General features: G+C 71.5%; 24 protein-coding genes and 1 pseudogene. 14 read left to right on the forward strand and 11 right to left on the reverse strand.

Features of this window, described 5'->3' with window-relative positions; translation table 11 throughout:
* Window positions 1-40 precede the first annotated feature (40 nt).
* The 5 genes from sdhC (at window position 41) to M3677_RS00605 (ending at window position 4,328) form a co-directional block, all read left to right on the forward strand.
* Window positions 41-490, forward strand: coding sequence for a succinate dehydrogenase, cytochrome b556 subunit (gene sdhC / locus M3677_RS00585; protein WP_209685124.1), 450 nt, complete (start codon window positions 41-43; stop codon window positions 488-490).
* An 18-nt stretch (window positions 491-508) separates the two neighbouring features.
* A complete protein-coding gene (gene sdhD, locus M3677_RS00590; protein ID WP_066655106.1) occupies window positions 509-955 on the forward strand; it encodes a succinate dehydrogenase, hydrophobic membrane anchor protein in 447 nt (148 codons plus the stop codon).
* Window positions 956-1,046: 91 nt separating this feature from the next.
* Window positions 1,047-2,840: a succinate dehydrogenase flavoprotein subunit gene (gene sdhA / locus M3677_RS00595; protein WP_066655109.1), complete on the forward strand. Its 1,794-nt coding sequence runs from the start codon at window positions 1,047-1,049 to the stop codon at window positions 2,838-2,840.
* On the forward strand, window positions 2,840-3,613 hold the full coding sequence (locus tag M3677_RS00600; protein ID WP_066655113.1) for a succinate dehydrogenase iron-sulfur subunit: 774 nt from the start codon (window positions 2,840-2,842) through the stop codon (window positions 3,611-3,613). The genes sdhA and M3677_RS00600 overlap by 1 nt, the downstream gene beginning before the upstream one ends.
* Window positions 3,614-3,683: 70 nt before the next feature.
* The gene (locus M3677_RS00605) at window positions 3,684-4,328 is read left to right on the forward strand and encodes a TNT domain-containing protein (protein WP_251159543.1); all 645 of its coding nucleotides are present in this window, start codon (window positions 3,684-3,686) and stop codon (window positions 4,326-4,328) included.
* Window positions 4,329-4,403: 75 nt separating this feature from the next.
* Here M3677_RS00605 and M3677_RS00610 read toward each other — a convergent pair whose 3' ends face one another.
* The 7 genes from M3677_RS00610 to ptsP form a co-directional block, all read right to left on the reverse strand.
* Window positions 4,404-5,045, reverse strand: a complete 642-nt coding sequence (locus M3677_RS00610) for a DUF805 domain-containing protein (protein ID WP_251159544.1) — start codon at window positions 5,043-5,045, stop codon at window positions 4,404-4,406.
* Complete coding sequence (locus M3677_RS00615) at window positions 5,042-5,671, reverse strand: DUF805 domain-containing protein (RefSeq protein WP_251159545.1); 630 nt, start codon at window positions 5,669-5,671, stop codon at window positions 5,042-5,044. Before M3677_RS00615 ends, M3677_RS00610 begins: the two co-directional genes overlap by 4 nt.
* A 64-nt stretch (window positions 5,672-5,735) precedes the next feature.
* On the reverse strand, window positions 5,736-6,668 hold the full coding sequence (locus tag M3677_RS00620) for an NADP-dependent oxidoreductase (RefSeq protein ID WP_251159546.1): 933 nt from the start codon (window positions 6,666-6,668) through the stop codon (window positions 5,736-5,738).
* A 220-nt stretch (window positions 6,669-6,888) separates the two neighbouring features.
* Complete coding sequence (locus M3677_RS00625) at window positions 6,889-8,043, reverse strand: mannitol-1-phosphate 5-dehydrogenase (protein ID WP_251159547.1); 1,155 nt, start codon at window positions 8,041-8,043, stop codon at window positions 6,889-6,891.
* On the reverse strand, window positions 8,040-8,477 hold the full coding sequence (locus M3677_RS00630) for a PTS sugar transporter subunit IIA (protein WP_022907882.1): 438 nt from the start codon (window positions 8,475-8,477) through the stop codon (window positions 8,040-8,042). The genes M3677_RS00625 and M3677_RS00630 overlap by 4 nt, the downstream gene beginning before the upstream one ends.
* A 75-nt stretch (window positions 8,478-8,552) precedes the next feature.
* Window positions 8,553-10,109: a PTS mannitol transporter subunit IICB gene (locus tag M3677_RS00635; protein WP_066655119.1), complete on the reverse strand. Its 1,557-nt coding sequence runs from the start codon at window positions 10,107-10,109 to the stop codon at window positions 8,553-8,555.
* Window positions 10,110-10,218: 109 nt separating this feature from the next.
* On the reverse strand, window positions 10,219-11,874 hold the full coding sequence (ptsP, locus tag M3677_RS00640) for a phosphoenolpyruvate--protein phosphotransferase (protein WP_251159548.1): 1,656 nt from the start codon (window positions 11,872-11,874) through the stop codon (window positions 10,219-10,221).
* A gap of 261 nt (window positions 11,875-12,135) precedes the next feature.
* Between ptsP and M3677_RS00645 the strand changes: the two genes are divergently transcribed.
* The 9 genes and pseudogenes from M3677_RS00645 (at window position 12,136) to M3677_RS00685 (ending at window position 21,531) form a co-directional block, all read left to right on the forward strand.
* Window positions 12,136-12,906, forward strand: a complete 771-nt coding sequence (locus tag M3677_RS00645) for a DeoR/GlpR family DNA-binding transcription regulator (protein ID WP_058728882.1) — start codon at window positions 12,136-12,138, stop codon at window positions 12,904-12,906.
* Between the two features lie 75 nt (window positions 12,907-12,981).
* A complete protein-coding gene (locus M3677_RS00650; protein WP_066655121.1) occupies window positions 12,982-13,254 on the forward strand; it encodes an HPr family phosphocarrier protein in 273 nt (90 codons plus the stop codon).
* A gap of 139 nt (window positions 13,255-13,393) precedes the next feature.
* Window positions 13,394-14,236, forward strand: a complete 843-nt coding sequence (locus M3677_RS00655; protein WP_066658424.1) for an exodeoxyribonuclease III — start codon at window positions 13,394-13,396, stop codon at window positions 14,234-14,236.
* A gap of 34 nt (window positions 14,237-14,270) precedes the next feature.
* Window positions 14,271-15,281 (forward strand): tryptophan--tRNA ligase, encoded by a 1,011-nt coding sequence (gene trpS / locus M3677_RS00660; RefSeq protein ID WP_251159549.1) that lies wholly within the window; start codon window positions 14,271-14,273, stop codon window positions 15,279-15,281.
* A gap of 11 nt (window positions 15,282-15,292) precedes the next feature.
* A complete protein-coding gene (locus M3677_RS00665; RefSeq protein ID WP_251159550.1) occupies window positions 15,293-15,889 on the forward strand; it encodes a GNAT family N-acetyltransferase in 597 nt (198 codons plus the stop codon).
* Between the two features lie 12 nt (window positions 15,890-15,901).
* On the forward strand, window positions 15,902-17,023 hold the full coding sequence (gene ribD / locus M3677_RS00670; RefSeq protein ID WP_081984948.1) for a bifunctional diaminohydroxyphosphoribosylaminopyrimidine deaminase/5-amino-6-(5-phosphoribosylamino)uracil reductase RibD: 1,122 nt from the start codon (window positions 15,902-15,904) through the stop codon (window positions 17,021-17,023).
* A gap of 29 nt (window positions 17,024-17,052) precedes the next feature.
* Window positions 17,053-17,676: pseudogene (gene ribA, locus M3677_RS00675) on the forward strand (GTP cyclohydrolase II); the annotation flags it as partial.
* Between the two features lie 268 nt (window positions 17,677-17,944).
* Complete coding sequence (locus M3677_RS00680; RefSeq protein ID WP_251159551.1) at window positions 17,945-19,366, forward strand: MFS transporter; 1,422 nt, start codon at window positions 17,945-17,947, stop codon at window positions 19,364-19,366.
* A gap of 272 nt (window positions 19,367-19,638) precedes the next feature.
* Window positions 19,639-21,531, forward strand: coding sequence for an ABC transporter ATP-binding protein (locus M3677_RS00685; RefSeq protein ID WP_209685112.1), 1,893 nt, complete (start codon window positions 19,639-19,641; stop codon window positions 21,529-21,531).
* Between the two features lie 89 nt (window positions 21,532-21,620).
* On the opposite strand, the gene M3677_RS00690 is transcribed toward M3677_RS00685, so the two are convergent.
* From M3677_RS00690 to M3677_RS00705, 4 genes are all read right to left on the reverse strand, one after another.
* The gene (locus tag M3677_RS00690) at window positions 21,621-23,048 is read right to left on the reverse strand and encodes an NAD-dependent succinate-semialdehyde dehydrogenase (protein WP_251159645.1); all 1,428 of its coding nucleotides are present in this window, start codon (window positions 23,046-23,048) and stop codon (window positions 21,621-21,623) included.
* A gap of 95 nt (window positions 23,049-23,143) precedes the next feature.
* On the reverse strand, window positions 23,144-23,764 hold the full coding sequence (locus M3677_RS00695; RefSeq protein WP_066655131.1) for an isochorismatase family protein: 621 nt from the start codon (window positions 23,762-23,764) through the stop codon (window positions 23,144-23,146).
* Window positions 23,765-23,804: 40 nt separating this feature from the next.
* On the reverse strand, window positions 23,805-25,301 hold the full coding sequence (gene dacB / locus M3677_RS00700) for a D-alanyl-D-alanine carboxypeptidase/D-alanyl-D-alanine-endopeptidase (RefSeq protein ID WP_245172195.1): 1,497 nt from the start codon (window positions 25,299-25,301) through the stop codon (window positions 23,805-23,807).
* A gap of 73 nt (window positions 25,302-25,374) precedes the next feature.
* Complete coding sequence (locus tag M3677_RS00705; RefSeq protein WP_251159552.1) at window positions 25,375-26,382, reverse strand: Gfo/Idh/MocA family protein; 1,008 nt, start codon at window positions 26,380-26,382, stop codon at window positions 25,375-25,377.
* Window positions 26,383-26,424: the final 42 nt, after the last annotated feature.

Below are 26,424 nucleotides of genomic sequence, written 5' to 3' on the forward strand. Positions count from 1 at the left end.
TCGCCGATCGGACGAGCCCGTCCTATGGGAGGACTCGCTCATGGCCGAGCAGACCGCAGGCGGGACGACGATCGTCGAACCGAGAGTGACGATCGAGGCGCCCCGTGCGTCCCGGAAGCTCGAAGGAACGCTGTACCGCGGGTCCACGGGGATGTGGTCCTGGGTGCTGCACCGCATCACCGGTGTCGCGATCTACTTCTTCCTGCTCGTGCACATCCTCGACACCGCGCTGGTGCGCCTGTCCCCCGAGGCGTACAACGCCGTGATCGGCACCTACAAGACGCCGATCATGAACATCGGTGAGATCGCGCTCGTGATGGCGATCGTCTTCCACGCGCTGAACGGGCTGCGGATCATCCTGGTCGACTTCTGGTCGAAGGGGCCGAAGTACCAGCGCGCCATGTTCTGGATCGTCCTGGTCGTGTGGGCCGTCCTGATCGCGGGCTTCCTGCCCCGTCAGCTCATGAACCTCGTCGCGGACTTCCAGTAGGCGAAGGGACCCACGGACATGACCACGCAGATCGTCGAGCCGCCTCGTTCGGCCGCAGCAGCCCGCCGCACCACCAACTGGGAGAAGTGGGGGTGGATCTACATGCGCGCCTCGGGCGTCCTGCTCGTCGTGCTGATCTTCGGCCACCTCTTCGTCAACATGGTCGCCGGCGAAGGCGTCAAGCAGATCGACTTCGCCTTCGTCGCCGGCAAGTGGGCGAACCCCTTCTGGCAGGTCTGGGACTCCCTGATGCTCGTCCTCGCCCTCGTGCACGGCTCGAACGGCATGCGGACGATCATCAACGACTACGTCGCGAAGCCCGGCATCCGGAAGACCCTGCTGCTCGCGGTGCTCATCGCGTGCGTCGCGCTGGTCGTGCTCGGCCTGCTCGTCTGCTGGACGTTCGACCCGTGCCCGGCCGGCGCCGCCGCTGCCGACCTGCCGTCGTTCTGCCCCGCGCAGTAGCAGCACGGCTCGGCCACGAGCACCGCGCCGTAGACCCACGCGCACGCCGCGACCACCCCGCCGGCGCGCTGACCCACCCCGAAAGGCCCCAGTGAGCGAGACCACCGTCCACCACCACCAGCACGACATCGTCATCATCGGCGCGGGCGGTGCCGGCATGCGTGCCGCCATCGAAGCCGGCCCGAAGGCGAAGACGGCCGTCATCTCGAAGCTCTACCCGACGCGCTCGCACACCGGTGCGGCCCAGGGCGGCATGGCTGCGGCCCTGGCCAACGTCGAGGAGGACTCGTGGGAGTGGCACACCTTCGACACGATCAAGGGCGGTGACTACCTGGTCGACCAGGACGCCGCCGAGATCCTGGCGAAGGAGGCGATCGACGCCGTCATCGACCTCGAGAACATGGGCCTGCCGTTCAACCGCACGCCCGAGGGCAAGATCGACCAGCGGCGCTTCGGCGGGCACACGCGTGACCACGGCAAGGCCCCCGTCCGCCGGGCCTGCTACGCGGCCGACCGCACGGGCCACATGATCCTGCAGACGCTGTTCCAGAACTGCGTGAAGCTCGGCGTCGAGTTCCACAACGAGTTCTACGCGCTGGACCTCGTCATGGTCGACGTCGTCGGCGACGACGGGGTCACCCGCCAGCAGCCCGCCGGCGTCGTCGCCTTCGAACTCGCGACCGGTGAACTGCACGTCTTCCACGCCAAGGCCGTGATCTTCGCGACCGGCGGCTTCGGCAAGATGTACAAGACGACCTCGAACGCCCACACCCTGACCGGTGACGGCGTCGGCATCGTCTGGCGCCAGGGTCTGCCGCTCGAGGACATGGAGTTCTTCCAGTTCCACCCGACCGGCCTCGCCGGCCTCGGCATCCTGCTCACCGAGGGTGCCCGCGGCGAGGGCGCGATCCTCCGCAACGCCTCGGGCGAGCGCTTCATGGAGCGGTACGCCCCGACCATCAAGGACCTCGCGCCCCGCGACATCGTCGCCCGGTGCATGGTGCAGGAGGTCGCCGAGGGGCGCGGTGCCGGTCCGAACAAGGACTACGTCCTCCTCGACTGCACCCACCTCGGTGCCGAGGTGCTCGAGACGAAGCTGCCGGACATCACCGAGTTCGCCCGCACCTACCTCGGTGTCGACCCGGTCGTCGAGCCGGTACCGGTCATGCCGACCGCGCACTACGCGATGGGCGGCATCCCGACGAACACCAACGCCGAGGTGCTCTACGACAACACCACGGTCGTGCCCGGCCTGTACGCCGCCGGCGAGTGCGCCTGCGTGTCCGTGCACGGCTCGAACCGCCTCGGCACCAACTCGCTGCTCGACATCAACGTCTTCGGCAAGCGCTCGGGCAACAACGCGGCCGAGTGGGTGCAGACCGCCGAGTTCCTCCCCCTGCCCGAGGACCCGGCCGCCGGCGTCCGCGGGATGCTCGACCAGCTCCGCGCCTCGACCGGGACCGAGCGCATCGCCGTCCTCCGCAAGGAGCTGCAGGACGAGATGGACAAGAACGCGCAGGTGTTCCGCACCGACGAGTCGCTCGGCAAGATGACCGAGACGATCCACCAGCTCCGCGAGCGGTACCTGAACATCGCCGTGCAGGACAAGGGCAAGCGCTTCAACACCGACCTGCTCGAAGCCGTCGAACTCGGGTTCCTGCTCGACCTGGCCGAGGTGGTCGTGTTCTCCGCGCGGAACCGCAAGGAGAGCCGCGGCGGCCACATGCGCGACGACTACCCGAAGCGCGACGACGAGAACTACATGCAGCACACCATGGCGTACCTGACGGGCGACCCGCACTCGTCACTCGCCGACGACCACATCACACTCGACTGGAAGCCCGTCGTCGTGACGCGGTACGAGCCGATGGAGAGGAAGTACTGATGACCGACACCCTGGTCTCCGACAGCCCGCGCACCGACACCGTGCAGAGCGCTCCTCCCGGATCGTTCCCCGTCACGATCATCGTTCGACGGTTCGACCCGGACGTCGACGACGAGCCGCGCTGGCAGGACTTCGACGTGATGATGCTGCCGACGGACCGCATCCTCGACGCCCTGCACCAGATCAAGTGGGAGCAGGACGGCTCGCTCACGTTCCGTCGGTCCTGCGCGCACGGCGTGTGCGGCTCGGACGCGATGCGCATCAACGGGCGCAACCGGCTCGCGTGCAAGACCCTGATCAAGGACCTCGACGTGTCGAAGCCGATCTACGTCGAGGCGATCAAGGGCCTGCCCCTCGAGAAGGACCTGGTCGTGGACATGGAGCCGTTCTTCCAGTCCTACCGCGAGGTCCAGCCGTTCCTGCAGGCCTCGAGCAAGCCGGAGAAGGGCAAGGAGCGCGTGCAGTCCGTCGCCGACCGCGCCCGGTTCGACGACACCACGAAGTGCATCCTCTGCGCCGCGTGCACCTCGTCGTGCCCCGTGTTCTGGACCGACGGGCAGTACTTCGGCCCGGCGGCGATCGTCAACGCACACCGCTTCATCTTCGACTCGCGCGACGACTCGGCGAACGTGCGCCTCGACATCCTCAACGACAAGGAGGGCGTGTGGCGGTGCCGCACCACCTTCAACTGCACCGACGCCTGCCCGCGCGGCATCCAGGTGACCAAGGCGATCTCCGAGGTCAAGCAGGCGATCATGCGCGGCGGCGTGTGAGACGTCGACCCACCGGAGGCACGGCGGTGTCTCGGCGAACGGCATGGAAGCGGCCGGTAGGCTCGCGCCCATGACGTTCGCGGAGACCCGCCCCATCCTGGACCAGCTCGGCTACACGATCCGCTACGTGCAGCTCCCCGGTGAGACGCTCGGCGAGCCCCCGGTCGAGGGTGCACTCCGGGTCGTCCCGACCGAGGCCCACGGCGACTTCGCGCTCGAGGTCGTCGACTACGGCACCGCTCGCCGACTCGCCACCGCGCGTGGTGAGGACGACGCCGTCGAGATGCTCCGCCGCTTCCTGAACCGCGCCTTCCCGGCACCGCGGGACATCCCCCGGCACGAGCTCGACGGGCTGCGTGACCGTGCTGCGTCGACGTACCCGCAGCTCGCGCAGCAGGTCGGCCAGGCCGGTCCGCAGGGGCTCACCATCCAGATCCCGGTCGGCGTCCCCGTCGACCGCGTCGGCGGCCCCGACGGCTACCTGCTGCACCCGCTCGACACCCCGCTCCCCCAGCGGTCACTGCCGCCGCACGTCGCGGCGGCACCCGAGGTGCACCGCTACGTCGTCGACCGCCCCTTCATGGTCACGGTCACGTTCGTGCAGCCCTGGTTCGACCAGCCGGGAGGCGCGCTCCGGTTCGCGACGGCCGACCCGTCCGTCACGGTGCGCGACCTCGTCGTGGACGGTTCGCTGGTCCGTCTCCGGGTGGTCTGAGCCTCCGCCCATCTCCCTGACCTGACGAAGCGGCCCACCCCTGCCGGGGTGGGCCGCTTCGTCGTGTCCGGGTGCTCAGACCTGCGGGCCGGGTGCCTCCGGTCGGTCGTACTGCGCCCCGGCGGGGCTCGACTCCAGGCACCCGAAGACGATGCCGGCGACCCCAGCCGCGAAGGAGACCAGCCAGAAGGGGCCGGCGAGACCGGCGTCGTGCACGCGGCGCCAGCCGAGCGCGAGGGACGGGACGAACGTCGCGAGTCCCCACAGCCCGAGCAGCCCGGCGAACAGGAGCGCGACCGCCGGGAAGCCGCCGGTCGAGGTCGTGGTGCCGTACTCGTCCGTCGTGGTGGCCCCGGCCGCCCAGACGAGGATCGAGGCGATGTACGCGCTGAACAGGACCGTCACCACGATCGCGTTCGCCAGGTACCACCACCAGAACTCACTGCGGCTCGCGCGCCCGTCGAACCGGGCGTACTTCTTCCAGAACCGGACGAAGGCGTCGAGGAACCCGGCGCCGTACCAGGGCGCCCAGAGCGGCGGGGCGCCGCTGGCGTCCGTCGGGATCGGCGCCTGCTGCTGGTACTGCGGGTACGGCTGCTGCTGCTGGGGGTAGGGCTGGCCGTACGGCTGCTGCTGGCCGTACGGCTGCTGCGGCTGCTGCGGCTGCGGCGGCTGCGGCTGCTCAGGGTTCCGGTCGTGCTGCTCGCCGTTCGTCACCGCGATCCCTCCGGTCGGTCGAAGCGGGCGCCTGCGGGCTTGGAGTCGAGCAGGGTGAAGACGAGGAGCGCGATCCCGCCGAAGAACGGGACCAGGCCGAGGAAGAAGAACGGGCCCGCCAGGTTCGCGTCGTGCAGGCGTCGCCACGCCAGGGCGATCGAGGGCAGCACGATCACGAGCATCCACAGGGTCCCCACGTACCCCATGATGAAGAACAGCGCGGACGGCTCGCTGACGACCGTCTCGACCCCGGACGGCGTCACGTACGTCTCGCGGCCGGACTGCGCGAACCCGATGCCCCAGATCGCGCCCAGCACGACGGAGATCGCGACGTTCCAGAGGTACACCCACCAGAACTCGCTGCGGCTCGCACGCCCGTCGAAGCGGACGTACTTCCTCCAGTAGCGCGCGTACGCCTGGACGAAGCCGATGCCGTACCAGGGTGCCCAGAGCGGAGGGCGCCCGTCCGGTCCCACCGGCGCCGTACGCTCGAACAGCGCCTGGCCCTGCGGTCGGAACTGCGGCGGCTGGTCGTACTGCGTCTGCTGGTACTGCGGCTGCTGGTACTGCGGTGCCGACGGTGGGCCCGTCGGTCCCGGTCGATCGGACGGTCGTTGGTCGCTCACGTGATCCCCCTCGTGGTGTTCGGTCGTGCGACGTACCCGTCGAGTCAACCAGAACCGAGTGCGCTCACGGGATCAGTGCGAGCTTGCCGCCCGGGTGCTGCGACTCGAGCAGCTCCGCCGCGGCCTTCGCCTCGGCCAGCGGGAACGTCCGGGCCACCGGCACCTCGAGCTCCCCCGCCGCGGCGAGGTCGACCAGCCGCTGCCGCACGGAGTCCCGGAAGGCCTGGCTCTCCGGCTGCGCGCCGCCCACCGCGGGGAAGCCGTCCTGCTGCGCGCGGCCGAAGGCCGCGATGGTCACGATGCGGGAGCGGTCGGCGACGAGTGCCAGCGACACGTCGACCGCCTCGTCCGTCCCGACGCAGTCCAGCGCCACGTCGACACCGGAGGGTGCGAGGTCCCGGACGCGCGCCTCCAGGCCGTCACCGTACGCGACCCACTCGCCCCCGAAGCGGCGGACGGTCTCGGCGTTGCGTTCCGAGGCGGTGCCGATGACGCGTGTGCCGAGCTGGCGGAGGAGCTGCAGGACGGCGACCCCGACCGCACCGGAGGCGCCGTGCACCAGGACCGTGTCGCGCCCCTCGGCACGGGTGACCCGGATCATGTCGGCGGCGGTGGTCCCGGCGAGCAGCAGGTTCGCGGCCTGCGGGTGGTCGAGCGACGCGGGCTTGGCGAAGACGTCCGCGGCCGGGACGGTGATGCGCTCGGCCCAGCCGCCCTCGACCCGGAAGGCGAGGACCTCGTCGCCGACCGCTCCCCCGCCCGACGCGATCTCGGTGCCGGGACCGACCGCGCTGATCACGCCGGACACCTCGTACCCGACCGCGATCGGCAGGTCGGACCGGTCGCCCTGCCGGGTGTGCTTCGTGTCGGCGGGGTTCATGCCGGCGGCACGGACGTCGATCGTGACCTCGCCGGTGCCGGGGGCGGGCACCTCGACGTCGATGTACTCGAGGACCTCGCTGCCGCCGAACTCGGGGGCGACCCAGTGCTTCGTCATGGGGTGGACGCTACGCTCCGGGACCGGCCTGCCCTCAGGTCCGGGCGGCGCCGCAGCGTGACGGCGGCGTCTCGTCGAGACGCCGCCGGGTCGGCGAGACAACGTCGGATCCGGCGGTGTCTCGCGGGCAGCGCGGCGTCTCGCGGGCGGCGCGGTACCCGGACGCACGGGAGGCGCGGTGCCGGCCGGCACCGCGCCTCCAGAGCGTCGTGTCGTCGCGTCAGCCGCGCGCCGACCGCACCCGGTCGGTGAACGCCGCGTGCAGCGGGTGCTGTGCGTCGAGCCCGGTGATCTCGGTCGCCACGTCGGCGTCCGAGCGGTCCGAACGCAGCAGCTGCTGCAGCTCGACGCTCTGCTCGTCGTCGGCGACGTCGAAGCGCAGCGCAGCGCCCATCGCGTCGAGCAGCGCGGTCGGCTCGGTACCGTCCTCGGCGAGGGCGGCCGCGGGCGAGACGAAGCGCTCGTCACGCGACAGCTTGCGGAGCGGCTGCCGACCGACGCGGGTGACCGTGTCGGGCAGGTGCGGGTTCTCGAAGCGGCCGATGATCGCCTGCACGTACGAGCGGTGCACCTCGGGGTCGAGCTCGTGACGACGCACCAGCAGGTCGCTCGTCTCGGCGAGCACCGACTCGAGCTCCGACCGCACGGCCGGGATCGCGATCGCGTCCGAGATCTTGTCGGCGCCGGCGAGGAAGCCGTGGTACGCGACCGTGGCGTGTCCGGTGTTCACCGTGAAGAGCTTGCGCTCGATCGACGCGGCGAGCCCGTCGACGTAGTGCGCACCGGGGATCTCCGGCTCGTTCCCGCCGAAGGGCGTTCGGTCGATGGCCCACTCGAAGTACGTCTCGACCGTCACGTCGAGGCCGGCGCCCTCGGGCTGGGCCGGGACGATCCGGTCGACGGCGGTGTTCGCGAACACGGCCTTGGCCAGGGCCTCGTCGCGCGACTCGGCCGGGAGCGCCTCGACGATGAACTCGCGCAGGCGGTCGGTCGCGTTGATCGCGTTCTCGCACGCCATGACGGCGAGGGGCGCGGCACCGGCGTCGCGCTGCTGGAGCGCCTTCGCGATGACCGGGGCGATGAACTTCAGGACGGTCGGCCCGACGGCGCAGGTCACGATGTCGGCGGCGGCGACCTCGGCGACCACGCCGGCCTCGTCCTGCGCGCTGTTCACGGCACGGAAGCCGGTGACCTCGTGGTCCTGTGCGCCCTGGCCGACCTCGTGCACGGTGTACGAGTCGGCGGCGGCGAGGGCGTCGATGAGCGGCGCGGCGACGTCCGCGAAGACGACCTCGTAGCCAGCTTCGTGGAGCAGGAGCCCGACGAAGCCGCGCCCGATGTTGCCGGCGCCGAAGTGGACGGCGGTCCCGGTCACTCGTTGACCTCACCGAGGATCGACAGGATCGCGGCGGTGTCCGGCGCGTCGGTGAGCTTCTGGACCTCGTCCTCGTCCGAGAACACGATCGCGATCTTCGACAGGATGTCGAGGTGCTCGTTGTTCACGCCGGCGATGCCGACGACGAAGCGCACGGGGTTGCCGTCCCAGTCGATCGGGGTGGCGTAGCGGATGAACGACAGGGCCGAGGACTTGATGGCGTCCTTGGCGTCGTTCGTGCCGTGCGGGATGGCGAGGAAGTTCCCCATGTACGTCGAGACGCTCTTCTCACGCTCGAGCATCGCCGGGTAGTAGTCCGCCGTGACCGCGCCCGCAGCCTCGAGGATCTCGGCCGCCTCCTTCATCGCCTCCGACTTGGTCGGGGCGGTGTCCTCGGTGTGGATGCGGATCTGGCTCTCCTGCAGGACGGGCATCGGGGTTCTCCTTGTTCTCGACGGACGTGGTGGAGGGGACGGGTTCGCACCCGTCCCCTCCGATACTGCACTTCGTTACTGGTTCTTGAGCTGGTCGACGACCTGGTCGTACTGCGGCGCGTTCATGAAGTTGCCGACCGACACGTGCTGTGCGTTCGGGTTCTTCTGCTTCGCACGGTCGGTCAGTTCCTCCTGCGTGATGATCAGGTCCTCGGTGCCGTCGAGGTTCGCGATCGCCTTGTTGACGACCGTGACGCCCTCGATGCCCGCCTTCTTGACCTTGTTGCGCAGGACGCTGGCGCCCATGGCGCTCGAGCCCATGCCCGCATCGCAGGCGAACACGACGCTCTCGACCCGGGTCGCCGTCGCGGTGGACGCCGAACCGACGCCACCGAGCGCGGCCTCGGCCTCCTCGTCGTTGGCCGGCGCGTTGTTGCCGAGCAGGCCCGAGGTCGCGGCGTTGACGTCGCGGCCCTTGTTGGCCTGGAGCTTCGCCATCGCGGCGCTCATGTCGCCACCGTTGTTCGCCAGGTCACGCTTGCGGCTGGCGAGCAGGAAGAACGAGGCCACCGCGAACGAGACCGCCGCGGACAGGATCACCGAGAGGATGACGCCGACGTAGCTGTCCTTCGCCGTGGCGGTGAGGACGGCGATGATCGAACCGGGCGAAGCCGGGGCGACCAGGCCGGACTGGAACGCGACGTTGGTCGCGACACCGGTCGCACCGCCGAGGATGACGGCGAGGAACAGGACCGGCTTCTGCAGCACGTACGGGAAGTAGATCTCGTGGATGCCGCCGAAGAACTGGATGAGGATCGCACCGGGAGCGGTCGAGCGGGCGATGCCGACACCGAAGAAGGTGAAGGCGAGCAGGATGCCGAGACCCGGGCCGGGGTTCGCCTCGAGCAGGAACAGGATGCTCTTGCCCGACTCCTGGACCTGCTGCGCACCGAGCTGGTCGAGCACGCCGTGGTTGATCGCGTTGTTGAGGAAGAAGACCTTGGCGGGCTCGATGATGACGCTGGCGAGCGGCAGGAGCGAGCTGTCGACCAGGAACTTCACCGCGGCACCGAGGCCCTCGGCGATGAGCTTGAACAGCGGCGCGAGCCAGAAGAAACCGACGAGCGCGAGCACGAAGCCGAGGATGCCGGCCGCGTAGTTGTTCACGAGCATCTCGAAGCCGGGCTTGATCTTGCCGTCCCAGATCTTGTCGATCTGCTTGATGAGCCACGCGCCGAGCGGGCCGCAGATCATCGCGCCGAGGATCATGATCGTGCCGTTGGCGCCGATGATGACACCCATCGCCATGATCGAGCCGACGACGGCGCCGCGGGTCTCGTAGATCATCCGGCCGCCCTGGAAGGCGATCGCGAGCGGGATGAGGTAGGTCAGGATCGGGCCGACGAGACCGATGTTGGCCACGCCGTCGGTCTCACCGAAACCGCCGAGGACGCCCACGGGGGTCCAACCGGTCTCGATGAAGAACGCGGTGATGAGGCCCCACGCGATGAAGATCGCGATGTTCGGCATCACCATGCCGGAGAGGAACGTGCCGAACTTCTGGACGGCGACGCGTGCGCCGCCCCGCGACTTCGCGGGTGCGTCGGGCGCTGCAACGGACGACGTTGTCATGTGCCTGGCTTTCTGTGATGGGTGCTGCTGCGGTGTGAAGGGGTGCTGGTGCTGCGGTGGTGCGGGTGCTGCGGTGGTGCGGGTGCTGCGTGGGGTGGAGCTGGTCGGGTCAGACGGCGTGCGCGGCAGCCGCGGCGGACTTGGCCGCCGCCGCGGTGCTCGCGGCGAGTGCCGCCTTCGCCATCTCGCGGGCCTGCTCGAGCGAGTGCTTGCCGAGTTCGGTGCGCACGTCGGCCAGGGCCGCGGGGGTCATGGACAGGGTGGTGGCGCCGAGGCCGACGAGCACGACGGCGAGCAGCGGGTCGGCCGCGGCCTCGCCGCAGATGCCCACGGCCTTGCCCGCGTCGGCGCCGGCCGCACCGAGCTGTGCGACGAGGCGCAGCACGGCGGGGTGCCACGGGTCCTGGTAGGACGCGACGGTGCCGAGCATGCGGTCGGCGGCCATCGTGTACTGGGTCAGGTCGTTCGTGCCGATCGACACGAAGTCGGCGTTCGTGAAGACCTGCTCGGCCATGAGTGCGAGCGAGGGCACCTCGGCCATGACACCGGCGGTGCGGATGCCGAGCTCGCGGGCCAGGTCGACGAAGTACTCGGTCTCCTCGGCGTCGGCGACCATCGGTGCCATCACCCAGAGGTCGGCCTCGGTCGCCGCGTCGGCCTGGGCGAGCGCGGTGAGCTGGTCGCGGAGGACCTCCTCGTGGTTCCGCAGCGCGCGCAGTCCGCGACGGCCGAGTGCCGGGTTCTCCTCGTCCTTGTCGGTGAGGAAGGGCAGCGGCTTGTCCGCGCCGGCGTCGAGCGCGCGGACGACGACCTTCTTGCCGGGGAACGCCTCGAGCAGCTGGCGGTAGGACTCGGTCTGCTGCTCGACGGTCGGCGCCTTCGGCGAGTCGAGGAAGAGGAACTCGGTGCGGAAGAGCCCCACGCCCTCCGCACCGAGAGCAACGGCGCCGGCGGCGTCGGCGGGGCTGCCGAGGTTCGCGAGCAGCGGGACGGTGTGGCCGTCGGCGAGGGCACCGGCGGTCAGCGGTGCGGCGGCGGCGGCGAGGCGGTCCGCGATGCGCTGGTCGACGTCGGCCACGAGCTCGGTGGACGGGTCGGTGACGACGGTGCCGGCCGCGGCGTCCACGACGACGTGGGTGCCGTCGGACAGGTCGTCGGCGCCGGTGACGCCGACGATCGCGGTGATGCCCTTGGCACGGGCGAGGATCGCGGTGTGGGAGGTCGGGCCGCCGTCACGGGTGACGAGGGCGAGCACCTTGTCGAGGTCGAGCAGCGCGGTGTCGGCCGGCGCCAGGTCACGGGCGACGAGGACGAAGGGGGTGTCCGACTCGGGGACGCCCGGGGCGGGGACACCGCGGAGCTTCGCGATGATGCGCTGTGCCACGTCGTCGAGGTCGGCCGCGCGCTCCCCCATGTAGCCGCCCATGCCGGCGAGCAGGTCGCGGAACTGGCCGAACGCCTCGAACACCGCACGCTCGGCGTTGGTGCCGCCGTCGATGCGGGCGTGCACGTCGTCGAGGAGCGTCGGGTCCTGCGCCATGAGCGCCTGCGCCTCGAGCACGGCCTGGGCGTCGCCGCCGGCGAGCTGTCCGCGCTTGTTGAGGTCCTCGGCCACGGCCGCGAGCGCCTCGGCGACGGCGTGCTTCGCGTCGTCCGCCGTGCCGGCCAGCGCGTCCTTCGAGGGTTCGCCGAGCGGGTCCGCCATGCGGAGCACGGGGCCGTGGGCGACGCCACGGCCGACGCCGGTGCCGAGCAGTTCGGACATTCGAGACTCCTTCATCTCCACGCGCTCACGGTGGGGGTGGTTCGTTCGGTGCGCAGCGACACGAACGGACCACGCCCGTGCGGCTTGGCAGCACACTACCCCGATCCGCGTTGACAAACAAACACATCCGGGGATAAAAATGCAGAAACAGATGCCCGTTTGCGTCTGGCGGACGAAGCGATCCGGACGGATCCGGCGCCGGTCTGCCCGAGCATGCCCGTTCTGTTCCGAGCAGGCCGATCGACCGAGACGACGAGGTCCATGTACGCACCAGAGCGCCACCAGCGCATCGTCGAGCGCGCCAGGTCGCAGGGACGGGTCGACGTGAAGGACCTCGCCGAGCTGCTCGAGGTCACGCCCGAGACCATCCGTCGTGACCTCACCAGCCTGGAGCGCCGTGGGCTCGTCCGTCGTGCACACGGTGGCGCGATCCCCGTCGAGCGGATCACCCTGCACCCGGGCGTCGGCGACCGCGGCGGCATCAACCAGGCCGAGAAGATGGTCATCGCCGAGGCGGCCCTCGCCGAGCTGCCGGAGAACGGCTCGGTGATGATCGACGCCGGGACCTCGACGATCTGCCTGGCCGAGATGCTCCCCACCGACCGCGGGCTCACCGTCGTGACCCACTCGCTGCCGGTCGCCATGGCCGTCGCGAACCGGTCCGGCATCGACCTGCACCTGCTCGGTGGCAACATCCGCAGCGACTCGCTCGCCGGCGTCGGCACGTGGACGCACCAGCTCATCGGCATGGTCAGCGTCGACGTCGCCTTCATCAGCATCAACGGCATCACGCCCGAGCGCGGGCTGACGACCCACAACATGGCCGAGGCCGCCGTGAAGAGCGCGATGATCAAGTCCGCCCGCAGGAGCATCCTGCTCGCGGACCACACCAAGTTCGGCCGCGAGGAGTTCGGTCGCGTCGCGCCGCTCGCCGCGATCGACACGATCATCACCGACCCCGGCGTGAACGCCGACCTCGTGCGCGAGGTCGAGGCCGCCGGCACCGAGGTCCTCTGGCCCGGTCGCGACTGACCGGCGCCGGTCCCCGGGACCGCCCACCACGCGCTCGCTAGCATGAGCGCACCACCCGTCGACAGGAGTCCATCGATGTCCGAAGCCACCCGCACCGTCACCGTCGCCAGCGCGTCCGGCCTGCACGCCCGCCCCGCGTCCCTCTTCGTCCAGACCGTCACCGCGTCCGGTCACCAGGTGACGATCGCCAAGGGCGACAAGTCCGGCAACGCGGGCAGCATCCTCGCGCTCCTCGGCCTGGGCATCGAGAACGGCGACGAGGTCACCCTCACGGTGACCGGCGACGACGCCGAGACGACGGCCGACAGCCTGGTCGAGTTCCTGCAGACGGACCACGACGCGGCCTGAGCAGGTCGGTCGCGCGACGCGACCACGTGACGGACGGGAGGCACGGTGCCAGCTGGCACCGTGCCTCCCGTCCGTCTGTCGCGACCCACGGCGACGGGCTGCGACGGAGCCGTCGGCCCGCGTCGGTAGGGTGGTCGGCATGACACGCCTGCGCCTCGCATCCGTCAACGTGAACGGCGTCCGCGCCGCGTTCCGGAAGGGCATGGGCGACTGGCTCGCCACCCGCGACGTCGACGTGCTCGCCCTGCAGGAGGTCCGCGCCTCGACCGACGACCTGGCGGGGCTGCTCGGCGACGAGTGGGACATCGTGCACGACCCCGCGACGGCGAAGGGCCGCGCGGGGGTGGCGATCGCCTCGCGGCACCGCGCGCACGTCCACCGTGTGGAGCTCGGCCCGTCCGACTTCGACTCCGCCGGGCGCTGGATCGAGGCCGACTACGAGCTCGACGGCACCACGGTCACGGTGGTGTCCTGCTACGTCCACTCGGGCGAGGTCGACACCCCCAAGCAGGACGAGAAGTGGAAGTTCCTCGACGGGATGACCGAGCGGCTCCCCGCGCTGCGCGAGCACAACCCGCTCGCGGTCGTCGTCGGCGACCTCAACGTCGGGCACGACCAGCGCGACATCAAGAACTGGAAGGGCAACGTCAAGCGCGCCGGTTTCCTGCCGCGGGAGCGCGCCTACTTCTCGCGGTTCTTCGGCGCCGAGGGCGAGCAGGTCGAGGGCGCCGACGGGTCCACCGCGCCGGGTCTCGGCTGGGTCGACGTCGGCCGTGAGCAGGCCGGCGACGTCGACGGTCCCTACACGTGGTGGTCGTGGCGCGGGCAGGCGTTCGACAACGACTCCGGATGGCGCATCGACTACCAGGTGGCCACCCCCGACCTCGCCGCGAAGGTCACGAGCTGCACGGTCGACCGCGCTGCGGCGTACGACCAGCGATGGTCCGACCACGCCCCCGTGGTCGTCGACTACGAGCTCTGACCCCCTCCCCTCCACGCAGTACAGGAACACCCTCATGACCAAGACGCGCATCTTCTCGGGCATCCAGCCGTCGGCCGGATCCCTCCACCTCGGCAACTACGTCGGGGCGCTCATGCAGTGGCGCGACCTGCAGGACGACCACGACGCCATCTACTGCGTGGTCGACATGCACGCGATCACGTCCCCGCAGGACCCCGCGGAGCTCCGCGCGAGCACCCGGGCGACCGCGGCGCAGTACATCGCCTCCGGCATCGACCCGACGAAGTCGACCCTGTTCGTGCAGTCGCACGTGCCGGCGCACGCCGAACTCGCCTGGGTGCTGAACACCCTGACGGGGTTCGGCGAGGCGAGCCGCATGACCCAGTTCAAGGACAAGTCGGCACGGCAGGGCGCCGAGGCGGCCTCGGTCGGGCTCTTCACGTACCCGGTCCTCATGGCGGCGGACATCCTGCTCTACGACACCGCCGTGGTGCCGGTCGGCGACGACCAGCGACAGCACGTCGAGCTGACGCGGGACCTGGCGACCCGGTTCAACTCCCGCTTCGGCGACACCTTCGTCGTCCCGAAGGCGCAGATCGGCACCGAGACCGCACGCATCTACGACCTGCAGGACCCGACGAGCAAGATGAGCAAGTCCGCCGCGTCGGACAACGGCCTCATCCGCCTGCTCGACGACCCGAAGCGCACCGCGAAGAAGATCCGCTCCGCCGTCACCGACACCGAGCGCGAGATCCGGGCGGACCGCCAGGAGAAGCCCGGCGTGACCAACCTGCTCGCGATCCTGTCGGCGTTCACGCGGACCCCGGTCGCGTCGCTCGAGGAACGGTTCGTCGGCAAGGGCTACGGCGACCTCAAGGGTGCCGTGGCCGACGCCGTCGTCGCCGAGCTCGAGCCCGTGCGCGCCCGGACGCTCGAACTGCTCGACGACCCTGCGGAGCTCGACCGGCTGCTCGCCGTCGGCGCCGAGCGTGCCGAGTCCATCGCGCAGGCCACGCTCGCCCGCGTGTACGACCGCATCGGCTTCGTGCCCCGCTCGCGCGGCTGACGATGCTCCCCGTGACGCTGTCGTCGGACCGGGTGCACCTCACGGTGCCGACCCGGTCCGACACCGCGGCCATCACGCGGGGCTGCCAGGACCCGTCGGTCGTGCGGTGGACGACCGTCCCGACGCCGTACACGGACCGCGACGCGCAGACCTTCGTCGACGCGCTGGTCGGTCCGGGGTGGGCGTCCGACCGCGAGTACACCTGGGGCATCCGGCGCCCGGGGTCGACGTGGCTCGAGGGTGTGGTGTCGTTCCGCACCGAGCACCGCGACCTCGGCTTCTGGCTCGCACCGACGGCCCGTGGCGAGGGGCTGATGCACGCGGCGGTGGAGCTCGTCGTCGCGTGGGCGTTCTCCCAGGGGGCGCCCGACGTGTACTGGGAGTGCTACGAGGGCAACGTCGGCTCCGCCTCGGTGGCCCGCGCCGGCGGCTTCGCGTTCACGGGCACCGGGACCGCCCGGATCCCCGACCGGGACGGCGGGCCGACGACCGCGTGGACCGGCCTCCGTCGCGCCGACGGCGTCCCTGCGTCCGACCTGCCCTGGCCCGCGGCGTCGTTCGCTGACAGGGGACAGCAAGGTGACGCGTCATCGACGCCTCGTCGGTAGTGTCGGAGCGTGATGTCGCCGTCCGACCCGCGCGCCCGCCCCGAGGAACTCCGGGCGATGCGCCGCGCCCTCGAGCTCGCCGCGCTCGGACCGGTCGTCGGTGACCACGCCCGCGTCGGTGCCGTGCTGCTCTCTCCCGCCGGGGACGTCCTCGCCGAGGGCTGGCACAAGGGCGCGGGGACCCCGCACGCCGAGGTCGACGCGATGGCGAAGGTGCCCGCCGAACAGCTGCGGGGCGCCACCGCCGTCGTGACGCTCGAGCCGTGCAACCACGTCGGTCGCACCGGCCCCTGCGCGCTGGCCCTGATCGAGGCCGGCGTCGGCCGCGTCGTCTACGCCGTCGACGACCCGGGTGAGCAGGCGAGCGGCGGGGCCGAGCGACTGCGGACGTCCGGCGTCGAGGTCGTCAGCGGCGTCCTCGCCGACGAGGCCGAGGCGTTCCTCGAGCGCTGGCTGCTGTCCGTCCGCACCGGGCGCCCGTGGGTGACCGTGAAGTGGGCGTCGAGCCTCGACGGTCGCGCGGCCGCCGCCGACGGCACGAGCAAGTGGATCACCGGCGCGGCAGCCCGACAGCACGTGCACGAGCAGCGTGCCGCCCACGACGCGATCCTGGTCGGCACCGGCACCGTGCTCGCCGACGACCCGAGCCTCACCGCACGCGGCGACGCCGGCGAACTGCTCGCCGACCAGCCGCTCCCCGTCGTCGTCGGCGACCGCCCGGTACCCGACGACGCGGCCGTCCGACGCCACCCACGCGGCCTGCTCGCCCTGCCGGGGCACGACCTCGCCGCCGCGCTGCGCACCCTGCGTGACCACGGCGTGCACAGCGTCCTCGTCGAGGGCGGTCCCACCGTGGCCTCGGCGCTCGTCGCCGCGGGCCTCGTCGACGAGCTGCTCGTGTACCTCGCGCCCGTGCTGCTCGGTGGCCCGCGCGTCGCGATCGGTGACGTCGGCGTGGGAAGCATCGGCGACCGCCACCCGTTGGACATCACATCGACCACCAGCCTGGGACCCGACCTCCTGGTCCGCGCTCGACCCCACCGCGCCCGGACCGCCCGTGCCGACGACGCGACGTCGACGGCCGCGACGACCAGGACCGCCGACCAGGCACAGAACGACCGGAGCACCCCATGACCGACGCCCTCACCTCCCCCACCCCGGGCAGCCCGGTGCAGTTCGAGGTCGCGACCACCGTCCCGACCACCCACGGCACGTTCGAGATGCGGGCCTACCGCGACCTCGTCACGAGCGCCGAGCACGTCGCGATCATCGCCGCGCTGCCCGACGGATCGGCCCCCGGGGACGACGCCCTGGTCCGCGTGCACTCGGAGTGCCTGACCGGCGAGGCGTTCGGGTCGCTGAAGTGCGAGTGCGGGCCGCAGCTCGACGCCGCGCTCGACACCATCGCCACCGAGGGCGGGGTCGTGATCTACCTGCGCGGGCAGGAGGGACGCGGTATCGGGCTGATCAACAAGCTCAAGGCCTACCGCCTGCAGGAGGACGGTCTCGACACGCTCGACGCGAACCTCGCGCTCGGACTGCCGGCCGACTCCCGCGAGTACGGCGGCGCGGCGGGCATCCTCACCGACCTCGGCATCGCCCGCGTCCGACTGCTCTCGAACAACCCCGAGAAGCGTCGGCAGCTCGAGGAGCACGGCATCGCGGTGTCGTCGCTGGTCCCGCTCGTGGTCGGCGTCGTCGCGCAGAACGCCGGGTACCTCGACACCAAGCGCGACCGCATGGGCCACCAGCTGCCCGCGCACCTGGAGACCGGCGCGACCAGCTGACGGCGGTGGCCGGCTGACGGTCGTGGCCGGCTGACGGCGGTGGCGGCGGCTGACGGACGCTCCGCGACGCGCGGACGCTGCCACGGGCCTCCCGGCCGATTTCCAGCTGCGCGACGGGTGTCGTAAGGTGAGGGTTCCGTCACGAGCGGTCCACCACCCACCGAACGCACCCGGTCCGAGCCCGCGCCACCCCGCGCGACCGACCGGTGTCCGCAGCCTCGGTACACCGCCGCGCTCCTCGTGAGTGCTCCCCTCGGAGTCCCCGTACATGACCGCCGCCCCGGCACCCGCCGCCACGACCGACACGAAGGCCACCGGCAACCCGCGCTCCCGCGTGATCATCGCCAGCCTCGTCGGAACCTCCATCGAGTTCTACGACTTCTACGTCTACGCGACCGCCGCCGTCCTCGTCTTCCCCACGCTGTTCTTCCCCAACGAGGACCCGACGGCCTCGCAGCTGTCGTCCTTCGTCACCTTCGCCCTGGCGTTCTTCGCCCGCCCGGTGGGGTCGATCGTCTTCGGCCACTTCGGCGACCGTGTCGGTCGCAAGGCCACCCTCGTCGCGTCGCTGCTCGTGATGGGGACCGCCACGTTCCTGATCGGCTGCCTGCCGACCTTCGCGTCGATCGGCATCTGGGCACCGGTCCTGCTCGCCGTGATGCGCTTCGCCCAGGGCGTCGGGCTCGGCGGCGAGTGGTCCGGCGCGGCGCTGCTCGCGACCGAGAACGCGCCGAAGGGCAAGCGCGGCGTGTTCGGGTCGATGCCGCAGCTCGGCGCCCCGATCGGCTTCCTGCTCGCGAACGGCCTGTTCATCGCGATCAACGCCGCGATGCCCGCCGGTGCGGACGGCACCCCGAACGCCGAGTTCCAGGCGTGGGGCTGGCGCATCCCGTTCCTGCTCTCGGCCGTCCTCGTGATCGTCGGCCTCTACGTCCGGTTCAAGCTCGTCGAGTCCACGGTGTTCCGCGGCGTGCAGGAGTCCGGCTCGGTCGCCAAGGTGCCGCTCGGACGGGTGTTCCGCACCTCGTGGAAGGCCCTGATCGTCGGCACCTTCGGCATGGTCGCGACCTACGTGCTCTTCTACTTCATGACGACGTTCACGCTGTCCTACGGCACCACCGCCGCCGAGGCCGGCCCGCTGGTGCCGAAGGTCGGCCTCGGGTACAGCCGGGGCGAGTTCCTCACGCTGCTCATGATCGGCGTCGTGTTCTTCGGCGTGTTCACCCCGATCGCCGGGTGGCTCGCCGACAGGTACGGCCGCCGACGCACGCTCATCCCCACCACGATCGGCATCGCCCTGTTCGGCCTGACGTTCCAGTTCTGGTTCGCCGCGTCGACCGGGCCGATCACCGTCGTCACGTTCCTGGTCGTGGGGCTCTCGCTCATGGGCCTGACGTTCGGTCCGATGGGGGCCCTGCTGCCGGAGCTCTTCCCGACGAACGTCCGCTACACCGGGTCGGCGATCGCCTACAACGTGGCGTCGATCCTCGGGGCGTCGCTCGCACCGACGATCGCCCTGGCGCTGTGGCAGCCGGACGGCACGATCGTCTGGGTCGGGCTCTACCTGACGCTCGCCGCCGTGGTGACCGTGGTCGCGCTGTTCTTCGTCCGTGAGACGAAGGGTGCGGGGCTCGACGAGGCCGACGCAGCCGGTTCGCCGGACGCTGCTCCGGCAGACGTGCGGGCATGACCGGCGCGTCCTGACGCGACCACCCGACGGACGGGAGGCGCGGTGCCGGTCCGGCACCGCGCCTCCCGTCCGTCGCGTCCAGGGTCGCGCGCGCGATGTCGCCTGCGCGTGCTGCCGCTGTGGGACGACACCCCCGACGTCGTCCGACAGCGGGGATGTCGTTCAACGGCGAGACGACCAACACGACGCCGCGCACCACGCTCCCACGGGACGGTGCGAAGATGGACGACGGCCGCCAGCACACCTCGCACGGGCGGCAGGAACCAGGAACGATGAGCCTCTTCTCCGCACGCCGCAAGCCGTCCGAGGGCCCACGGGCGAGCTTCGGCCGCCTGCTGACCTACCTGTTCGAGAACAAGCCCGCGATGGCCGTGATCATCGTGCTGAGCGTCCTCGGAGCCGGCGCGTCGCTCGCGCAGCCGTTGCTCGTCAACCAGGTCGTCACCGCCGTGCAGCACGGGGAGACGCTCTCGATCCTGGTCTGGGCGCTCGTCGCCCTCGTGCTCGTCTCGGGCGTCCTGAACGGCGTGCAGCACTTCCTGCTCCAGCGCGCCGGTGAGGGCGTGGTGCTCTCCACCCGCCGCAAGCTCATCGCGCGGATCCTCAACCTGCCGATCTCGGAGTTCGACACCCGCCGCACCGGCGACCTCGTGTCCCGCGTCGGCAGCGACACGACGCTCCTGCGCGCCGTGCTCACGCAGGGACTCATCGAGTCGATCGGTGGCGCCCTGACGTTCGTCGGCGCGATCATCGCGATGGCGGTCATCGACCCCCTGCTCCTCGGCATCACCGTCGTCATCGTCCTCGTCGCGATCGTCGTCGTCGGCGGGCTCAGCCGACGCATCCGCGTCGCGTCGAAGCGTGCCCAGGAGAAGGTCGGCGACCTGACCGCGGCGGTCGAGCGGGGCATCGGTGCCGTCCGCACGATCCGTGCCGCCGGGGCCACCGGCCGCGAGGTCGCGGAGGTCGACGGCCACGCCACCGAGGCCTACCGCCGCGGCCTGGACATCGCGAAGATGTCGGCGTTCGTGGTGCCGGTCGCGAGCATCGTGATGCAGGTCGCGTTCATCGCCGTGCTCGGGGTCGGGGGTGCACAGGTCGCCGCGGGGCAGATCACCATCGCCACGCTGATCACCTTCATCCTGCTGCTCTTCATGATGGTCATGCCGCTCGGGCAGGCCCTCGGCGCAGCCGTCGCGGTCGCGCAGGCACTCGGCGCCCTCGGCCGCATCGAGGAGATCCTGCACCTGCCGACGGAGGACCAGGACGACGGTGCCGTCCGGGTCGCCGCGGCGACGGAGACCGACGACGCGATCGCGTTCGAGCACGTGACGTTCCGGTACGCGCGGGCTGCGGATGCGACGGGCGCGGACGGCGCGTCGGGCGCGGGTAGCGCGTCGGGCGCGGACGGCGCGACGGGCGCGGGCAGCGCGACGGACCGGTCGGGAGGCTCGGGTGCCGTCGACGCCGCACCCTCCGCCGAGGACGTGGTGCTGGACGACGTGTCGTTCCGCGTGCCCCGCGGCGCGCGGGTGGCGCTGGTCGGTCCCTCCGGGGCCGGCAAGTCCACGACGCTCGCGCTCATCGAGCGCTTCTACGACCCGACCTCGGGTGTGATCCGGCTCGGCGGCGTCGACGTCCGCGGGCTCGACCGCGCCGAGCTCCGCGCGCAGATCGGGTACGTCGAGCAGGACGCCCCCGTGCTCGCCGGCACCATCCGGGCGAACCTGCTGCTCGGCTCCCCCGACGCGTCCGAGGCCGAGTGCGTCCGGGTGCTCGAGGCCGTCAACCTCGGCGACGTGCTGCACCGCGACCCCCGCGGGCTCGACGCCCAGGTCGGTGAGGACGGCGTCATGCTGTCCGGTGGTGAGCGGCAACGGCTCGCGATCGCCCGGGCACTGCTCGCCGCGCCCCCGATCCTGCTGCTCGACGAGTCGACGTCCTCGCTCGACGGGGTGAACGAGCAGAAGATGCGGCTCGCGATCGACGCCGTCGCGGCCGACCGGACGCTGCTCGTCATCGCGCACCGGCTGTCGACCGTCGTCGACTCCGACGTCATCGTCGTGCTCGAGCACGGCCGTGTCGTCGGCACGGGCACGCACTCGGAGCTCGTGCAGTCCACCCCGCTCTACCGCGACCTCGCGAAGCACCAGCTGCTCGTCTGACGTCGATCCCGCGGAACGCAACGTCGGCGGTTCCTCGCAGGGCTGTACCGTTGCGGGGAACCGCCGACGTTGCGTCGTGCGGAGGGGGGTCAGGCGGCGAAGGGGTCCGGCGTGAGGACGTAGACCGACTCCAGGTACTCCTCGAGGCCCTCGTGCGAACCCTCGCGGCCGAGCCCCGAGGACTTGACCCCGCCGAACGGGAACGCCGCGTTCGACACGACGCCCGTGTTCAGCCCGAGCATGCCCGTCTCGAGACGCTCCGCGAGCCGCTGACCGCGCCGGAGGTCGGTCGTGAAGGCGTACGCGACGAGCCCGTACTCGGTGTCGTTCGCGAGGCGGATGCCCTCCTCCTCGGTGGCGAACCGCGTGATCGACACGACCGGCCCGAAGATCTCGGTGGTGAGGATGTCCGACCCCGGCGGGACCTCGTCGAGCACCGTCGGTGCGTAGAACGTGCCCGGACGGTCGACCCGCTCCCCGCCGGTCACGAGCCGGGCACCCCGCTGCACGGCGTCGTCGACGAGCCCGGCGGCCTTGTCCACGGCGCGGTCGTCGATGAGCGGACCGATGGTCGTCCCGTCCTCGGTGCCCCGGCCGATCCGCAGTCCGTCGACCTTCGCGGTGAGCGCCGCGGTGAAGGACTCGGCGATGCCCTCCTGCACGAAGAAGCGGTTCGCCGCCGTGCAGGCCTCGCCGACGTTGCGGAACTTCGCCTGCATCGCCGCCGTGACCGCCTCGTCGAGGTCGGCGTCGTCGAAGACGAGGAGCGGAGCGTTGCCGCCGAGCTCCATGCTCGTCTTGAGGACGTTGTCGGCGGCCTGCTTGAGGAGTGCCGACCCGACCGGCGTCGAACCGGTGAAGGTGAGCTTGCGGAGCCGGCGGTCGGCGATGATCGGCTCCGACAGCGCCTTCGCATCGCGCGAGGGCACCACGTTGAGCACGCCGTCGGGCAGCCCGGCGCGGCGGAACAACTCGACCAGGAAGAGCGTCGTGAGCGGCGTGAGGTCCGCCTGCTTCAGCACGACCGTGCAGCCGGCCGCGAGTGCCGGGCCGATCTTGCGCGTCGCCATCGCGAGGGGGAAGTTCCACGGCGTGATCGCGTAGACGGGACCGACGGGGCGTCGGAGCACGATGCCGCGTCCGGTGCCCTCCGGGTTGGTGCGGTAGTCACCCGAGATGCGGACGGCCTCCTCCGAGAACCACCGGAGGAACTCGCTGCCGTAGGCGACCTCGCCCCGGGACTCGGCGAGGGGCTTGCCCATCTCGAGCGTCATCAGGGCGGCGAGGTCGTCCTCGTGCTCGTGGGCCAGGTCGAACGCCCGGCGGAGGATGTCCGACCGTCGCCGCGGCGCGGTCGAGGCCCAGGCCTCCTGCGCGGCCACGGCGGCGTCGAGGGCGGCGATGCCGTCCTCGGGCGTCGCGTCGGCGACCTCGGCGAGGACCTCGCCCGTGCTGGGGTCGCGGACGGGGAAGGTCGCGCCGCCGCTCGCGGAACGCCATTCGCCACCGATGAACAGCCCGGTGGGGACGTCGGCGACGGTGACGTGGTCGTCCGAGACGGTGGTGGTCGGGCCGGCCGGGGTGGGTCCGCTGGTCGTGGTGGTGGGTGCGGTCACAGTACTGCTCCTCCGGGGTTCGCGAGCCCCTCGTCCATGTCGCTGTGGTCGACGTGCCCGCCGACCGCGCTGATCTCGTCCAGGGCCCGTGCGCTGCGGTCCGGGTCCACCCCGGCCACGAGGTCGTCGTAGACGGCGACGTCGTACCCGGCGGCCCGCGCGTCGAGCGCCGTGGCGCGCACGCAGTGGTCGGTGGCGATGCCGACGATGTCCACCGTCGTCACCCGACGGTCGGCGAGGAGGTCCGGCAGCGCGGTGCCGTCGTCCGTGCTCGCCTGGAACGCCGAGTAGTCCGGCCGGCCCCGCCCCTTGAACACGTCGACGTCGATGACGCTCGTGTCGAGGTCCGGGTGGTACGCCGCACCGGGCGTGCCACCGACGCAGTGCACCGGCCACGTGTCCACGAAGTCCGGCCCCTCGGGTCCGGCGAAGTGTCCGCCGTTGTCGTCGTCGCCGTGGTGCCAGTCGCGGGAGCCGACGATGAGGTCGTACTCGTCCGCGTGCCGACGGAGGAACGCGCTGATGCGCTCCGCGACGGCCGCGCCCCCGGTCACACCGAGCGCGCCGCCCTCCGTGAAGTCGTTCTGGACGTCGACGACGAGCAGTGCCCTGGCCATGTACCCATCCTGCACCCGGCACCCTGCGGCTGCGTGGACGTCAGGACGAGGTCAGGCTCCCACCGCACCGGTACGTCGCCGCGGTGACGGCGTCGAGCGCCGGCAGTGCCGCGGCACGCGGAGACCCGATCGCGTAGAACGCGAAGGTGAGGCGTCGGCCGTCCGCCGCGTCGATGTACCCGCCGAGCGTGTTCGCGCTGTCGATCCACCCGGTCTTCGCGTGCACCTTGCCGCGCGCCACCGCGTTCTCCCCCGTGAACCGGCTCGACAGGGTGCCGGACACGCCGGCGACGGGGAGCGCCCCGGACAGCACGCCGAGGCCCTTATCCCCCGCGGCGACCGCGACCATGAGGTGGGCGACGAAGGACGGCGACACCGCGTTCGCCGCGCTCTCCCCCGAGCCGTCCTTGATCGTGATGCCCGCGGGATCGACGCCGTAGCCGGCGAGTGCCTCCTGGTAGACGCCGGTCAGCGACGCCGCCGACCCGCCTGCACCGGACTCCTTCGACGAGACGCGCGCCAGCATCTCGGCCAGGGTGTTGTCGGAGTTCGGGATCATCTGCCCGATCAACGTCGACACCGGCTGCGAGGAGACCGAGGCGATCTGGTCCGTGCTCGTGGTCGCGCGCTGCACCACCTGCGCGTTCCCGGCTCCTGCGACGCCCGCGTTCGCCAGTGCCGTGCGGAAGGCTGCTCCGGCGCGACCGACCGGGTCGGTGGAGCGGGGCGAGGTCGCAGCGGCCGGGTTCGCCCGGTCGCCGTCGACCATGAGCGCGGTGACCCGGGGCTGGTACCCGATGGTGCGCTCGCTCTCCGGCCAGGTCGGGTCCCACGCGTCGGCGTCGTCCCAGTAGCTGTCGTCGGCGACGATCGTCGTCACCGGGGCGTCACCGAGGGCCGCCTTCACCTGCTGTGCGAGCTGCGCGAGGGTCGGCGCGCCCGGGTACACCGTGCCGTTGCCGGCCGAGAGCGTCGCATCGCCGTGACCGACGAGCGCGACGGTGCCGTCGGCCTCCTTCGTCACCGTGGTCGGGATGCGGTGGTCGCCGCCGAGGACCGCGAGGGCCGTGGCGCTCGTCAGCGTCTTCATCACGCTGCCGGTCTGTGCCGCCTCCTCCCCGTTCCGCGAGAACAGCGTCTCCCCGGACTCCGCGTCCATGACGAAGCCCTCGAAGGACCCGAGGCCGGCTGCCGAGGCCGCGGCGTCGATCGTGCAGGTCCGCAGGGCCGACGGGCCGGCGGCGTCGTCCGGCACCGAGCGGGACTCGTCCGTCGGCGTCGCACTCGGTGTCGCGGAGCTCCGGGGCGTGTCCGACGGCGCGGTCGTCGCGGCGGCCGACCGCGTCGCCGCGGACGGGCGGGACGGCATCGTCGCGGCAGCCACGGCGACCGAGGCGCCCGAGCCCAGCAGGAGGACACCGACGAGACCACCGGCGATCCACGGGACCGGTCGGCGAGCCGCGGAGCGGCGCAGGGACCCGACGGCGCCGCGGAGGCGTGCCGGGACGGACTTCGACGTGGGCTGCTGGTCGGACATCGCGACCGATCCTACGGAACCGCGGGAGGAGCCTCCAGACCGGATCGGTCACCGGCGCACCCGCCGGCGGACGTCAGTCGGCCGACGGCGCGTCCGATCCGTCGTCGTCGGCCGCGTAGCGGACGCCCACCTGCCGACGGGCCTCGTCCATGACGGCCGTGATCGCGATCGTCTCCTCGGGGTCCATCGGGCCGCCCTCGTGCGTCCCGGAGGTGACCATCGCCTCGAACGCACGCGCCTCGTGGGCGTAGCCGGCGAGCTCCTCGCGCGAGTCGAACTCCTCGAGGACCGTGCCGTCGCGGTCACGGAGCCGCCACGTGGTGGGCGTGTACCAGGTGTCGTCGAGGTCGATGCGCCCGTCCTCGCCGATGATCGACGCGGTGTTCGGGCTCCGCAGGTCCAGGCTGAAGTGGATCATCGACTGGGCACCGCCCTCGTGGGTGAGCACCAGGCCCATCTGGGTGTCGACGCCCTGGTCGCTCAGCGTGCCCGCGGCCGTGACCGCGGTCGGCACACCGAGCACGTCCACCGCGAACGAGATCGGGTACACGCCGAGGTCGAGGATCGCGCCGCCGCCGAGCGCCGGGTCGTTCAGCCGGTGGCGGGGATCGCTGGGCAGGGCCTGGTGGTGGGTGGCCTCGACCAGACGCGGGCGTCCGATGCGCCCCTCGGCCACGAGCTCGCGGATCATCCGCATCTGCGGCAGGAAGCGGGTCCACATCGCCTCGGTCACGGCGACGTCGGCGCGGCGGGCGGCGTCGACCACCCGACGCGCCTCGGCCGCGGTGATGGTGAACGCCTTCTCGACCAGGACGTGCTTGCCGGCGTCGATCGCGAGCAGGGCGTCCTCGGCGTGACGCGAGTGCGGTGTGGCGACGTAGACGGCGTCGACGTCCGGGTCGGCGACCAGGTCTGCGTAGGAGCCGTGCGCGCGGGCGATGCCGTGCTCGGCGGCGAAGGCTTCGGCGGACTCGCGCGTGCGGCTCCCCACCGCGACGAAGTCGATCCCCGCGGCGGTGCAGTCCGCCACGAACGAGTGGGCGATGCCGCCCGTACCGATGACTCCCCAGCGAACCGTCATGGCACCTGTCTACCAGCCGGTCGCCGGGCGACGACGCGGCGG

Source organism: Curtobacterium sp. P97 (assembly GCF_023712445.1).
Classification (GTDB): domain Bacteria; phylum Actinomycetota; class Actinomycetes; order Actinomycetales; family Microbacteriaceae; genus Curtobacterium.

Coding starts and splice junctions, on each gene's coding strand:
- sdhC (WP_209685124.1), top strand. CDS start 41: ATGGCCGAGCAGACCGCAGGCGGGACGACGATCGTCGAACCGAGAGTG.
- sdhD (WP_066655106.1), top strand. CDS start 509: ATGACCACGCAGATCGTCGAGCCGCCTCGTTCGGCCGCAGCAGCCCGC.
- M3677_RS00600 (WP_066655113.1), top strand. CDS start 2,840: ATGACCGACACCCTGGTCTCCGACAGCCCGCGCACCGACACCGTGCAG.
- M3677_RS00605 (WP_251159543.1), top strand. CDS start 3,684: ATGACGTTCGCGGAGACCCGCCCCATCCTGGACCAGCTCGGCTACACG.
- M3677_RS00620 (WP_251159546.1), bottom strand. CDS start 6,668: ATGACGAAGCACTGGGTCGCCCCCGAGTTCGGCGGCAGCGAGGTCCTC.
- M3677_RS00630 (WP_022907882.1), bottom strand. CDS start 8,477: ATGCCCGTCCTGCAGGAGAGCCAGATCCGCATCCACACCGAGGACACC.
- M3677_RS00635 (WP_066655119.1), bottom strand. CDS start 10,109: ATGACAACGTCGTCCGTTGCAGCGCCCGACGCACCCGCGAAGTCGCGG.
- ptsP (WP_251159548.1), bottom strand. CDS start 11,874: ATGTCCGAACTGCTCGGCACCGGCGTCGGCCGTGGCGTCGCCCACGGC.
- M3677_RS00645 (WP_058728882.1), top strand. CDS start 12,136: ATGTACGCACCAGAGCGCCACCAGCGCATCGTCGAGCGCGCCAGGTCG.
- M3677_RS00650 (WP_066655121.1), top strand. CDS start 12,982: ATGTCCGAAGCCACCCGCACCGTCACCGTCGCCAGCGCGTCCGGCCTG.
- M3677_RS00655 (WP_066658424.1), top strand. CDS start 13,394: ATGACACGCCTGCGCCTCGCATCCGTCAACGTGAACGGCGTCCGCGCC.
- trpS (WP_251159549.1), top strand. CDS start 14,271: ATGACCAAGACGCGCATCTTCTCGGGCATCCAGCCGTCGGCCGGATCC.
- ribD (WP_081984948.1), top strand. CDS start 15,902: ATGTCGCCGTCCGACCCGCGCGCCCGCCCCGAGGAACTCCGGGCGATG.
- M3677_RS00680 (WP_251159551.1), top strand. CDS start 17,945: ATGACCGCCGCCCCGGCACCCGCCGCCACGACCGACACGAAGGCCACC.
- M3677_RS00685 (WP_209685112.1), top strand. CDS start 19,639: ATGAGCCTCTTCTCCGCACGCCGCAAGCCGTCCGAGGGCCCACGGGCG.
- M3677_RS00695 (WP_066655131.1), bottom strand. CDS start 23,764: ATGGCCAGGGCACTGCTCGTCGTCGACGTCCAGAACGACTTCACGGAG.
- dacB (WP_245172195.1), bottom strand. CDS start 25,301: ATGTCCGACCAGCAGCCCACGTCGAAGTCCGTCCCGGCACGCCTCCGC.
- M3677_RS00705 (WP_251159552.1), bottom strand. CDS start 26,382: ATGACGGTTCGCTGGGGAGTCATCGGTACGGGCGGCATCGCCCACTCG.